This is a genomic window from Subdoligranulum sp. APC924/74 (assembly GCF_003324125.1).
GTDB classification, from domain to species: domain Bacteria; phylum Bacillota; class Clostridia; order Oscillospirales; family Ruminococcaceae; genus Gemmiger; species Gemmiger qucibialis.
Map to the genome: position 1 here is coordinate 1 of NZ_PSQF01000072.1, position 13,559 is coordinate 13,559.

Here is a 13,559-nt window from a genome sequence, read left to right on the forward strand (position 1 = left end):
TATTATCTGCGCTTTTGGCTTGGCATCTGCCGCACCTCGCTCGCCGTATCGGCACTTAGAATTATGCGGTATTGCCTTGATCATTCCGGAGCTTTGGCACATCTGCCATAATGAGATTTGCCGCAAGGTTTGTCTGCGGTGTCGGGGACGCTGCTCCCCTACTGTGGGGCAAGGTATATCACACATTTTTATTGTACGGTCAGGCCGCCTTCAGTGGGGGGCGGGTGACCCCGCCCTACCATACAAAAAACTGCACAGCGTTTGGGCTGTGCAGCTTCATCAAAATTATCGTTTTGTCAGCAGGAGCTTATTCCGTACCTGAACTATCCTGCGTATCCCCACCGGTATCCCCGGTATCAGCTTCAGGTTCGCTCTGGGCATCGGTCTGGTCGTCCGCCGTGCTGTCCGGTTCAGCGATGCCGTCGGCGGTATCACCTGTGGGATTGCCGGTATCGGCCATGCTGGAATCCAGGTTGTTCTGCACCAATTCCTGCGGGTCACCGGAATTGGTAGTCGGGGCTGCGGTCGAAGCAGACACTTCGGGCTGCATATCGCTTTCCTGCAATGCACTCAGATACCACTTACGGCCCTCGCCGCGGGTGAACACATAGTCCATATACTTGGTCGGCTCCGTGGGGGCGGTCAGGTTGATCTCGCCGCTGGAGCTATTGTTGATGGTGGGGATATAGCCAACCGTCACATAGGTCTTGCCGCTCTGGGTGGAAATCTTTTCCACTTCCGGGGTATACATAGCCACCATGCTGGTAACAGGAACCAGATAGCCCTGCTTTTCCTCGTCATAGGTATAATTGAACTCTTCGGTCTGGAAAGAGCCATCGGTGATCTTGTAATCCGGGCCAAGCAGGTTGGTCAGGTAGGTGTCAACTTCCAGTTTGGGCAGAATGATGGAGCCGGTTTCGCTGTCGCGCTCATAGTCGCTCAGGCCGTTATCCCGCTTTTGGATCTGGTACACGGCGCCCCAGATGGCAGCCTGTAAAAACTCCGACTGATCCACCTTGCTCACATCGTCAAACGGCATAGTGTCAAACATGACAAGACCGTACAGACGGTCGGCATAGCTCTGGCGGCGTTCGGTATCATCCAACGCGCTGCGCAGCACGCCAACCACCCAGCTTAATACGGTAAACAGACCAATGATAATCAATACGATTGCCACTGCACCCACGATCTGGCGTGAAAAGCGGCGGTTATTGCGCAGTTGTTCTTCTCTGGAAATTGCCATTCAAAAAAACCTCAAGATCAATCAAGTAAAATAATAATTAAAAATAATTAAAAAATAATAAAGAATAATGGTGGTATGCGCGCCGTGCGCGCATGATTAAAATAGGCTCCGCACGCCGGGTTAGGCTTGATTGCTTACCAAAAGCAGCGCCCAATTTTTATAAGCTGTGCCGCAGGCACAGCGATTCACCTTCATTATTATTTATTTTTTATTCACTATTCTTTGTTCTGCTGTCACAAACAGCAGAACTAGTATACCACAAACGCCGCCGCTTTGCAAAGCGGCGGCGGGGTGTTTTGCAGAATTTAACAAATGTGCGGCAGCATTACTTGTTTTTGTACATCTGCTCGTAATACTTCTGGTAGTTGCCGCTGGTCACGTGGTCCATCCACTCTTCGTGGGCCAGGTACCAGTCAATGGTCAGCACAATGCCCTTCTCGAACGGGGTTTCGGGGTACCAGCCAAGATCGTTCTTGATCTTGGTGGGGTCAATGCCGTAACGGCGGTCATGGCCCAGGCGGTCCGCCACGTGCTTGATCAGCTCTTCGCTGATGCCCTCATCCTTCAGGCGGTCATGCAGCTGCTCGATGACAGTCTTGACGATGAAGATGTTGGGGCGCTCGTTATGGCCGCCGACATTGTAAACTTCGCCGTCCTTGCCGCCGTTGGCAACCATATCAATGGCTTTGCAGTGGTCCATGACATACAGCCAGTCACGGATCTGCATACCATCGCCGTAAACCGGCAGAGTCTTGTGGTGCTTGGCGTTGTTGATGAGCAGCGGAATCAGCTTTTCGGGGAACTGATACGGACCATAGTTGTTGGAGCAGCGGGTGATGTTGATGGGCATGCCATAGGTATCATGGAATGCTTTCACGAACATATCGGCGCTGGCTTTGGAAGCGGAGTACGGGCTGTGCGGGCACAGCGGGGTCGTTTCCATAAAGTAGCCTTCGGCGCCCAGGGCACCGTATACTTCATCGGTGGAAACCTGCAGGTACTTTTTGCCTTCCTTCCAGGTCTTGGCGTCGGCATCGTACCAGGCATCCTTGCAGCACTGCAGCAGGTTAACGGTGCCCAGAACATTGGACTCAACAAAAATTTCCGGGTTGCGGATGCTGCGGTCAACGTGGCTTTCGGCAGCAAAGTTGATGACGTAATCCGGGTCATATTTGGCGATCAGGTCGGTGACAAGGGCCTTATCGCAGATATCGCCCTTGACGAAGATATGGCGGGCATCGTCCTTGATATCTTCCAGGTTTTCCAGGTTGCCGGCATAGGTCAGCTTATCCAGGTTGACCAGGCGGATATCCTGGTATTTTTCCAGCATATAGTGGACAAAGTTGGAGCCAATAAAACCGGCACAGCCGGTAACAAGATAAGTTTTCATTTATTTACCATCCCAATTATTGAAAAAGTCCTGAATTGCATCTTTCCAGTCGCGCATGTCATCGCCGACACTGCACCGCAGGGCGCGGTTTTCCAGTGCGCTCCATGCCGGGCGGTCTGCAGATTTGGGGTTCATCTCTTTATATTGTGCGCTGGTAACGGGCTTTACGGTGCACGGCAGGCCGGACAGGCGGATGATCTCGGATGCGAAATCATACCAGCTGCAAATGCCGCTGCCGGTGCAGTGGTAAATGCCGTAATCATGGCTGACTGCCAGCTTTAAGATATGGTAGGCCAGATCCACCGCATTGGTGGGGTTGCCCAGCTGGTCGTTGACAACATTCAGGGTGTCATGCGTTTTGGCCAGGTTGACCATAGTTTTGACAAAGTTTTTGCCGTAATAGCTGTACAGCCAAGCCGTGCGCACGATGAAGTGGCGGCGGCAGAACTGCTGCACATAGGTTTCGCCCAGCAGCTTGGTCTGGCCGTAGGCCGAAATAGGGGCGGGCAGGGCACTTTCATCCAACGCCACACCGCCGTTGGCTGTACCGGAGAATACATAGTCGGTAGAAATATGGATCAGGCGGGCATTGATCTTTTCGCATGCCAATGCCAAGTTGCGCGGGCCAAGGGCGTTGACGCGGTAAGCGGCATCGCGGTTGGTTTCGCAGCCATCCACGTTGGTAAAAGCAGCGCAGTTGATGACGGTATCCGGCTGGGTGCGGCGGATATAGGTCACAGTGGCTTCGCGGTCGGTAATATCCAGCTCATCCACATCAACGGCGATCACCGTTGCTTTGCGCAGGCGCTCCGGCAGCGGGCCAAGGGCGCATTCTTCATCAGCCAGCTGTTTTTGCAGCTCGGTTCCAAGCTGTCCATGGCAGCCGGTAATCAGAATTTTCATCTTGTGCCTCTTTCTTTATACCGCATCAATATTTCAGGCGGTCATCGGCAACATTGCGCAGGTGCTGGCCATAGGGGCTTTTGCCATAGCGCTCGGCGCTTTCCAACAGTTTGCCGCGGTTGATCCAGCCGTATTTATAGGCGATCTCTTCCGGGGCGGAGATCTTGATGCCCTGGCGCTGTTCAATCATGCGCACAAAGTCGGCGGCTTCCACCAGGCTGTCCATCGTGCCGGTATCCAGCCAGGCATAGCCGCGGCCCAGCAGCTGCACATCCAGCTTGCCTTCCTGCAGGTACATCTCATTCAGGGTGGTAATTTCCAGTTCGCCGCGGGCGCTGGGCTTTACCTGTTTTGCCTTTTCGCACACATCTTTGCTGTAAAAATACAGGCCGGTAACCGCATAGTTGCTCTTGGGCTGTGCGGGCTTTTCTTCAATGGAAGTTGCCTGGCCGTTTTCGTCAAATGCCACCACGCCGAAGCGTTCGGGATCGGTGACATAGTAGCCGAACACAGTGCTGCGGCCGGCTTCGGCGTTGGCGGCAGCGGACTTGAGCCGCTTGGAGAAACCTGCGCCGTAGAAAATATTATCGCCCAGTACCATAGCGCAGGGCTCACCGTTAATAAACTCTTCACCCAGGATAAAGGCCTGTGCCAGACCGTCCGGGGAGGGCTGCACTTTATATTGCAGGTGCAGGCCGTACTGGCTGCCATCCCCCAGCAGCGCTTCAAAGCGCGGCGTATCGGTTGGGGTGGAAATGATCAGGATATCCTGGATGCCTGCCAGCATCAGGGTAGACAGCGGGTAATAGATCATGGGCTTATCATACACAGGCAGAAGCTGCTTGGATGTGACCATGGTCAGCGGGTACAGGCGGGTACCAGCACCGCCGGCGAGGATGATACCTTTCATGATGACGCTCCTTTTCAGTGACCGCAGTTGCGGCGAATTATAGGCAGCGCCTATACCGCGCCGCCTGATTTGCCGTGCGTCACCGCCCATCCCACAGGGGCATAAATCCGCACAATTATTTTCTATTATATCGTATTCTATGCCCCTTGGCAAGAGGGAAAATTGAGGGAGCAGAGCCAACAAGATTTGCGAGGGAAAACGTAAAACACATTTGCCGCAAGGCCCCGGAACGGTCAAGACCGTTCCCTGCAAAACATTTTATAACGTGCAACAAACATTATAAGCATTCGTAGGGCGCTGCGCCCGCAGGCGCGTTTCGGAGGCCCGCTTGACGGGCAATGCCCGTCCGTTTGCAAAGCAAACCCGCTCGTGCAGTTGCAAAACCCACTGGGTTTTGCAACTGCTCGCCATCACATTTTCGTAAAGGCAACACCGCACAATTCCCGCCTGACGGCTTAAGCACTGCTCCGGCGGCTGCGGCACGGCATCTGCGTTGCCAAAATGCTCGATAATACACAAAGTATTATCTGCGCTTTTGGCTTAGCATCTGCCGCACCTCGCTCGCCGTATCGGCACTTAGAATTATGCGGTATTGCCTAAACTCAAATGTGACCTTCTGGCTCGCAACCCTGCAACCGGGGCAGCGCCCCGGCTCTTAGGCCGGAGATGAATGACCTCATCCCGCCGCGGCTTTGCTCTATTACGCATTTACATTCCCGCAGCAAGCCGAACCCCATTTGTAGGGGTTAAACATATGGCAGCATCCACGGGATAAATCAATGCTTATACAAAATGCCGCACCCATACCAGGTGCGGCATCTGTTTTATTCGCTTTGGTTATTTCGCGTACTCGGTGGCGCGGCTTTCGCGGATCACGCTGACCTTGATCTGGCCGGGGTAATCCAGCTCGTCCTCGATCTTTTTGGCAACCTGGCGGGCCAGCAGGATGACCTGATCATCACCAACCTTATCCGGCTGGACCAGGATGCGGACCTCGCGGCCTGCCTGCACGGCGTAAGAGCTTTCAACGCCCTCAAAGCCGTTGCACAGGGCTTCCAGCGTTTCCAAACGCTTGATATAGCTTTCCATGTTTTCACGGCGGGCACCGGGGCGGGCTGCGCTGATGGCATCCGCTGCCATAATAATGAAGGCAAGCACCGTCTTGGGCTCCACATCACCGTGGTGGGCTTCGATTGCATGAATAATCTGCGGGTTCTCGCGGTACTTCTTGCAGATATCCACACCGATCTGCACATGGCTGCCCTCGATCTCATGGTCAAGGGCCTTGCCGATATCATGCAGCAAGCCTGCGCGGCGTGCCAGCTGAACGTTCACGCCAAGCTCGCCAGCCATCAGGCCGGCCAGCCATGCCACTTCCAGAGAATGGCTCAGCACATTCTGGCCATAGCTGGTGCGATACTTCAGGCGGCCGATCAGCTTGACCAAATCGGGATGCAGGCTGTGGATACCAAGGTCCATCACAGCCTTTTCGCCCTCGCGCTTCATCTGAATTTCCAGTTCGCGGCGGCACTTATCCACGGTCTCCTCAATGCGGGCCGGGTGGATACGGCCATCGGCGATCAGGCGCTCCAGGGCCATGCGGGCCACTTCACGGCGGGTCTGGTCAAAGCTGGAAAGGGTGATGGCTTCCGGCGTATCGTCAATAATGAGGTCACAGCCAGTGGCAGTTTCCAGAGCGCGGATGTTGCGGCCCTCGCGGCCAATGATGCGGCCCTTCATCTCGTCAGAGGGCAGCGGCACCACGCTGACGGTGGCTTCACTGGTGGCATCGGCTGCGCAGCGGGCAATGGCCTGGCCGACCAGCTCACGGGCGATGGCATCACATTCGTCCTTCATGTTAGCCTGATAGGCGCTGATCTTCATGGCCTTTTCGTGGGTCAGCTCATCGTCAATGTTCTTCAACAACACGGCGCGGGCATCTTCCTGGGTCATGGCGGCGATGGTTTCCAGCTTTTCGGTCTGGCGCAGCTTGAGCTGTTCCAGTTCGTCCAGGCGGGCTTCCACCAGTTCGCCGCGCTTTTTCAGGTCCTCTTCCTTGCGCTCCATGGCGGCGGTGCGCTTATCCAGCGCTTCCTCCTTTTGGTCCATGCGGCGTTCCTGGCGGCTGATCTCCGCGCGGCGGTCCTTGATTTCCTTGTCGGCGTCAGCTTTCAGCTTGAACGCCTCGTCTTTGGCCTCGATGATGGTTTCCTTGCGCTTCTGCTCGGCAGCCTTGATGGCATCGTTCACGATGCGTTTGGCTTCCTCTTCGGCAGAGCCGATCTTGGCTTCGGCGGTACGCTTCCGGTTTTCCCCGCCAAAATAATAACCAAGCGCCCCGCACACGGCAGCGGCAACGACAACCAGCACCCACATCAAAATTGGGGGCATGGCAGTTTCACTCCTTACAAAACTCAAATCAAATGCAGGAGGGCGCAGCACAAGCGGAACGCTTTTATTTCTGGCATACCTGAAAAGCCCGGGCAGCCCGCGCCTGTTTTATCTGGCAGCTACCATGGGTACACTGCCAGCATCTTACAGCGCAAGGGGCTGACCTTTGCGGTTCAAATACTGCCTGCGATATTCTATACAAAATGGGGCGATAATCCAAAGCATACCCAAAAGCGGATACACCTCAAGCCCCATATACACAAATAAAACGAAAAAACGCCAAATTTGCGGCGGTAAAACAAATATCTGAAAAGCGGCGTTCCCGATGGGCGACACCCTTAAGTCCTATCTAATATTGTAGCTACATTGCAGGAAATTGTCAAGGAATTGTTACAACACCGTGAACGTTCCCACCTGGCACAAAAATTGGCAGAAATGCACCTGCGGGGCCGCCTGCCAGCTTCAAAGCAGGGGCCCTGTCTGTATTCTTATGATAAATTGGGAGTAGCCGATGGCAAAGCGGGCCGGGAGCCCCTGCCGGGTGCGGCCCGTTTTTTCCATCATATCACAGTTTTGGGCCAAGGTCATCTTTTGTTACGGTGTAAAATTTTGCGCCGCCCCCTTGACTTCCCCGCCGGGGTGGTATATAGTAAAGGCAACTTCATCCTGAATAAAACGTTGAGGCAGACAATACATGCTGGAACGCGCAAAAGAGAGAACCGCCGCCGAATTTGGCGTGGTGCAAGCGGTTTTGCAGGCGGGCAGCACAGTTACCACTGCCGAGTGCGAAGGCGAACCTTCGCCGGGGTAGCGCCCCGTTACCGGTGCTTACAAAACAGGGCTTTGGGCCTTTGTTTTACGAGTGGGATGCTTTGCCGCGTCCAATTCGGGTGGAACCGTGGAGTATGAATTTGTATGCTTCATCCCGTTTATGGTCAAGAATGGGATGGAGCATTTTTGTTTACCCAAAGGAGCGTTTACCAATGAAAATCATTTACAAAGACGGCACTGTTGCCGAATGCCCGAAAGAAGAAGAACTGCACGTTCTGCGCCATACGGCTGCCCACATTATGGCACAGGCCATCAAGCGCCTGTATCCGCAGGCCGACTTTGCCTTTGGCCCCGCTACCGAAAACGGCTTTTTCTATGATGTTGACCTGGGCGATACCAAACTGAGCGATGAAGACCTTGCCAACATTGAAAAGGAAATGAAGAAGATCTGCAAGGAAAACCTTGCCATCAAGCCGTTCATCCTGCCGCGCGATGAAGCTGTGAAGCTGATGACCGAGCGCCAGGAGCACTATAAGCTGGAGCATATGGACGACCTGGCCGATGAGACCGAGTTCAGCTTCTACCAGCAGGGCGAGTACGTTGATATGTGCATCGGACCCCACCTGACCTACACCAAGGCTCTGAAGGCGTTCAAGATCACCCAGCAGAGCGGCGCTTACTGGAAGAATGACAAAGAGAACAAGATGCTGACCCGCATCAACGGCGTTGCTTTCCGCAACCAGGAAGAGCTGGAAGCCTGGGAAAAGCAGCAGCAGGAAGCCCGCGAGCGCGACCACCGCAAGATCGGCAAGGAAATGCGCCTGTTCATGACCGACGACCTGGTTGGCCGCGGCCTGCCCATGTTCCTGCCCAACGGCTACATCATCTGGCAGCAGCTGGAAGATTACATCAAGGGCAAGGAGCGCGAGCGCGGCTACCTGCACGTTATGACCCCCTGCATCGGCACCGTGAACCTGTACAAGACTTCCGGCCACTGGGATCATTACCGTGAGAACATGTTCCCCGCCATGGAGATGGAGGGTGAAAGCTATGTTCTGCGCCCGATGAACTGCCCCCACCACATGATGATCTACGCCAACCGCCCGCACAGCTACCGCCAGCTGCCCATCCGCATTGGCGAAATTGCCCACGACTTCCGTTATGAGTCCAGCGGCACCCTGAAAGGCATTGAGCGCGGCCGTCATTTCTGCCAGAACGACGCCCACCTGTTCTGCACCCCGGAGCAGATCAAGAGCGAAGTTGCCAATGTCTGCAGCCTGATCTTTGACGTCTACAAGGATTTCAACATCACCGATTACCGCTGCGTGCTGTCCCTGCGTGACCCCGCCGACAAGAAGAAGTACCATGATGACGATGCCATGTGGAACCATGCTGAGAGCGCTCTGCGCGAAGTTCTGACCGAGCTGGGCATCAACTTTACCGAGGAGATCGGCGAAGCTGCTTTCTATGGCCCGAAGCTGGACGTCAACGTTAAGCCCGCTGTCGGTGCAGAGTACACCCTGTCCACCTGCCAGCTGGACTTCTGCCTGCCTGCCAAGTTCCACCTGACCTACATCGACAAGGACGGCAGCGAGAAGACCCCCGTTGTGCTGCACCGTGCCATCCTGGGTTCTCTGGACCGCTTCATGGCTTATCTGATCGAAGAGACTAAGGGCCGCTTCCCCACCTGGCTGGCTCCCACCCAGGTCAAGGTTCTGCCCGTCAGCGAAAAGACGCTGGATTACGCCCGCACCGTTGCCGACAAGCTGACCGCTGCCGGTGTGCGCGTTGTGCTGGATGAATCCAATGAGAAGATCGGGTACAAGATCCGTGAAGCCCAGCAAGTTGACCGCGTGCCCTACATGCTGGTGCTGGGCGCTAAGGAGGCCGAGGCTGGCAACATCAGTGTGCGTGATCGCAAGGGCGAAACCACCACGCAGGAGCTGGATGCCTTCATCAACAATATCGTGACCGAGATCAAGGAGCGCCGCTACAACTAAGCGTTCCGCGGTTCCACCGAGCTTTACAGCTCCCGATTGCTTCCAGTCGGGAGCTGTTTTGGTATCAGGCCCGCAGATCGTTCATCATCAAGGTTGTTTACCATTCTAAGGAGGTGCAGCATTGAAACGTAAGTTTTTGACCCTGATCGCCGCCGTGGCTGCCGCCATGGCGCTGGCGCTTTCGGCGGGTGCCGAAGCCGCCACGCCGGAAACTGCCGGCAGCCTGACCCCGCTGATGCCCATGTTTGATACCGCTGACACCGGCATTGCCGAATACTCCGGCGATATCGTCCAGGAAGACGCCGCAACGTATGACGCTTCTTATAACACCAATGAGGATGTTGCCGCCAACGAGCGGGATGTTTACAACTACCTGACCGGCACCATGGGCATGAACAGCGCCGCCGCCAGCGGCGTGATGGCCAGCATGTACCGCGAATCTCGTTTTTATGTGGACATTACCAATGACTACGGCACCGCATACGGCCTGTGCCAGTGGTACGGCGACCGCTGGACCAATTTGCAGAACTACTGCAACAACAACGGCCTGGACTGGCATACCCTGTACGGCCAGATGCGCTTTTTGGAATATGAGCTGAACAGCCTTTCCAGCCTGCGCTCTTACATGTATGGTATCAGCAATGATGCCAACGGTGCTTATCATGCTGGGTACGAATGGTGCCGCGTGTATGAACTGGGCGGCAACACCTCTGATACCACCCGCTGCGATTCCCGCGGAACGCTGGCGCGCGATACCTTCTGGCCCAAGTACCAGAACGGCAGCACCGGCGGCTATACCGGCTGGCGCAGCGAGAACGGCCGCGATTACTGGTACGAGAACGGCGTAAAGCAGGGCACCACCGGCCGCGGCAAAGAAATCTATGATGCCTCCAGCGATGCCTGGTACTGGCTGGATGCCGTGGACGGCGGCGCAAAAGCCGTGAACAAAGATGTCTACCAGGAATCGGACGGCGGCAAGTGGGTGCGCTATGATGAAAACGGCCACATGATCAAAGGCGAAAACTGCCAGAACGGCAACTGGTATTACTTTGAGCCTGTCACCGGTGCCATGATCCACGGCCCGTGGACCCTGCCGGATGGCCGCAAGGTCTACTATGACCTGACCACCGGCATTATGCAGTACGGCAATGTGTCCATCAATGGCTCGCTGTATTACTTTGACCCGGTTTACGGCACAATGAAAAGCGGTGCTTTGACCAACTTCTGGGTCACAGACGGCAACGGCAAGAGCTTCTGGTATGAAAGCTGGGTGCGCCAGGGCTGGCAGCCGGGCAGCAGCAATTACCGCGGCAAGGAGATTTACGACCCCGCCAGCGGTGCCTGGTACTGGCTGGACAACGTACAGCAGGGTGCCAAGGCCACCAGCAAGGAAGTATATCAGGATTCCAACGGCGGCAAATGGGTGCGGTACGATGCCAACGGCCACATGATCAAGGGCTGGTACACCCAGGACGGTAAAACCTGGTATTACGACCTGACCACCGGCGCCATGTACAAAGGCTGGCACACCATTGAGGGTTCCACCTACCATTTTGATGAAACCACCGGCGTGAAGGGGTAAATCAGATACAAATATAAATCGTAAAACCGACCGCAGGGGCGAGCAGCATCGCCTTTGCGGTCGGTTTGGTTTTTGGGTGAAATGCACCCGCAGGGTGTGCGGCGGGTGATTGAATGAAATATTGGGCAAGGCCCGGCGTGCGGGACGATGCATCGCGCCCTACAGAGCGTTTATTGGTTGGTCGTGCACAACAAAATGCTCTGTAGGGAACGGTTTCGACCGTTCCGCAACTTTGCCGCATAGGCCATAATATTGCTTGGTACAAGCCGTATCCAAGAACGTCAAAATCGTTTTCGAATACGCCCTCCACTTACTTTACAAAACTACCCTCCAGCGCCAGGTACTGGTCAAACAGCATGCGGCTGACACGGTTGCCGTAAATCACGCTGGGGTGGTCGTTTACTTCCAGCTTGTTGGCAAAGTCGGTGCACATCATTACCAGAACATAATCCCCGTAAGGCGTGTGGATCAGGCCGCCGTCATTGCGGCAGGCATCCATGGAGCCGCTTTTGCTGGCTACATAGATCAGATCCGGATCCGCGTGGGATTCTTCGGGGTCGGTGTAATACGGGGGGATGCTGCCCGCCAGCATGGTGTTGTAGTGCTGCTGGCGGAACACATTGCGCATGGCATCGCTGGCCTGGGGGCTGACCAGCTCGCCCTTTGCCAACAGGGCAAAAAAGCGGCCCATATCCCGCGGGGTAATGGTACCCAGCTTTTCGCTCCAGTTATCGCTGCGCAGGCTGCGGTGCAGCTTGGTGTGGGTGCAGCCAATGCTGCGGATAAACGCATTGATGGTATCCGACCCCAGATAGTCGATCAGCATGTTGGTGGCAATGTTGTCGCTAACAACGATCATCAGGGTGGCAACATCGCGGGCGCGCAGCCTGGCACCTTCGCCTAAGGACCGGATCAGGCCGGATCCGTCCACAAAATGCCGGGCTTCATAGGTCAGTTCGGCATCCAGGCTGGCTTTGCCGGCTTCCGCCTGGGCGTACAGACAGCCCAGAATATAAATCTTGATCGTGGATGCCGATTCAAATTCATCATCAGCCCCACGCTCCACCACATGGCCATGCAGGTCATCTGCGTATACGCACATTTTGGCGTCCAGCCCGCACAGCTCTGCATCAATGCGGCGTTCCAAAGTCAATTCAGGATGCGGCATAATGGTTCTCCTTTTATTTTGGTAGCGTTACAGGTTCTCACTGAAAAAGCGCACGGCGTTGCCGTAAAAAATCTTTTCCACCACACGCTCGGGGACACCCTCTTTTTTCAGCCCCTCGGCCAGCTTGGGCATGTCCTGCGCACCGGCAATTTCCAGGTCGCCGTCAATGCCGTCAAAATCGCTGCCCAAGGCCAGGCAGTCCTCACCGGCCTTATCCATAATATAGCGGGCGTGGCGGGCCATATCGGTGATGCGGCTCCTGACCTGGCTGCGGTCGGGGTTTGTGTCCAGGAAGGAAGCGCAGTAGTTCAGGCCAATCAGGCAGCCCTTTTCGCCCATGGCGGTCAGCATCTCGTCCGTCAGGTTGCGCACATGGGGGCAGCAGGCGCGCGCGTTGGAATGGCTGGCAACAAAAGGCCGCTTTGCCACCCGCAGAATATCCCAGATACCGGCGTCCGATAGGTGAGAAACATCCACCAGCATATGCAGGCGCTGCATCTCCTCCACAAATTCCAAGCCTTTTTCGGTCAGGCCTCCGGTGGTGTTGGCCGGGCGGGGCCACATGTCATCGGTGCCGGGTACAATGTTGGGCTCGGCCAAGCCGTTCTTGAAGTTCCAGGTCAGGGTCATCATCCGCACGCCAAGGCGGTACAGATCCCGCAACGCACCCAGGCTGTCCAGGCAGGCACCACCTTCTTCAACGGTCAGCATCATGCCGCGCTTGCCGGAGGTGAGTAGCGTCTGGATGTCCGCCGCAGTGCGCACCTGCATCAGGTCATCGGGATACTGTTCCAGCAGGCGGTAGAAAATGTCGATTTCTTCTAGGCAGGCCAGCAGGGGGCTTTTTTCCCGTTCCGGTTCCAGGTGAACAAAGCAAGCCATACACTGCAGCAGATAGTCGCCCTGTTTCATGCGTTCCAGATCCATCATTAAATCATTGTGCAAAAAGCTCTTGGGCTTGCCTGCCTGCTGGGCATAGCGCAGCTCGGCCAGGGTATCACAGTGCATATCCCATACTTTCATAAAATCCCCTCCATGGTATACATTTTGTATTTATCTATGGCAACACCGCACAATTCCCGCCTAGCGGCTTAAGCACCGCTTCGGCGGCTGCGGCACGGCATCTGCGTTGCCAAAATGCTCGATAATACACAAAGTATTATCTGCGCTTTTGGCTTAGCAGCTGCCGCACCTCGCTCGC

Annotated in this window: 9 protein-coding genes; 2 read left to right on the forward strand and 7 right to left on the reverse strand. The window is 55.5% G+C overall.

What is annotated here, in order from left to right:
- Positions 1-307: 307 nt before the first annotated feature.
- From C4885_RS12645 to rny, 5 genes are all read right to left on the reverse strand, one after another.
- Positions 308-1,243, reverse strand: coding sequence for an Ice-structuring protein (locus C4885_RS12645; RefSeq protein WP_114000683.1), 936 nt, complete (start codon positions 1,241-1,243; stop codon positions 308-310).
- A gap of 325 nt (positions 1,244-1,568) precedes the next feature.
- The gene (gene rfbB / locus C4885_RS12650; RefSeq protein WP_114000684.1) at positions 1,569-2,633 is read right to left on the reverse strand and encodes a dTDP-glucose 4,6-dehydratase; all 1,065 of its coding nucleotides are present in this window, start codon (positions 2,631-2,633) and stop codon (positions 1,569-1,571) included.
- Positions 2,634-3,536, reverse strand: a complete 903-nt coding sequence (rfbD, locus tag C4885_RS12655; protein WP_114000685.1) for a dTDP-4-dehydrorhamnose reductase — start codon at positions 3,534-3,536, stop codon at positions 2,634-2,636.
- Between the two features lie 25 nt (positions 3,537-3,561).
- Positions 3,562-4,446, reverse strand: coding sequence for a glucose-1-phosphate thymidylyltransferase RfbA (gene rfbA / locus C4885_RS12660; protein ID WP_114000686.1), 885 nt, complete (start codon positions 4,444-4,446; stop codon positions 3,562-3,564).
- An 837-nt stretch (positions 4,447-5,283) separates the two neighbouring features.
- Positions 5,284-6,837 carry a ribonuclease Y gene (rny, locus tag C4885_RS12665; RefSeq protein ID WP_114000687.1) on the reverse strand — a complete coding sequence of 518 codons (1,554 nt, stop codon included), beginning with the start codon at positions 6,835-6,837 and terminating at the stop codon, positions 5,284-5,286.
- A 983-nt stretch (positions 6,838-7,820) separates the two neighbouring features.
- Between rny and thrS the strand changes: the two genes are divergently transcribed.
- Positions 7,821-9,608 carry a threonine--tRNA ligase gene (gene thrS / locus C4885_RS12670; protein ID WP_114000688.1) on the forward strand — a complete coding sequence of 596 codons (1,788 nt, stop codon included), beginning with the start codon at positions 7,821-7,823 and terminating at the stop codon, positions 9,606-9,608.
- 121 nt (positions 9,609-9,729) lie between these two features.
- On the forward strand, positions 9,730-11,190 hold the full coding sequence (locus C4885_RS12675) for a phage tail tip lysozyme (RefSeq protein WP_114000689.1): 1,461 nt from the start codon (positions 9,730-9,732) through the stop codon (positions 11,188-11,190).
- Between the two features lie 310 nt (positions 11,191-11,500).
- Here C4885_RS12675 and C4885_RS12680 read toward each other — a convergent pair whose 3' ends face one another.
- Together C4885_RS12680 and C4885_RS12685 are read right to left on the reverse strand one after the other, a co-directional pair.
- Positions 11,501-12,358, reverse strand: coding sequence for a serine hydrolase (locus C4885_RS12680; RefSeq protein WP_114000690.1), 858 nt, complete (start codon positions 12,356-12,358; stop codon positions 11,501-11,503).
- A gap of 27 nt (positions 12,359-12,385) precedes the next feature.
- Positions 12,386-13,381 carry a dipeptidase gene (locus C4885_RS12685; protein ID WP_114000691.1) on the reverse strand — a complete coding sequence of 332 codons (996 nt, stop codon included), beginning with the start codon at positions 13,379-13,381 and terminating at the stop codon, positions 12,386-12,388.
- Between the last annotated feature and the right edge of the window lie 178 nt (positions 13,382-13,559).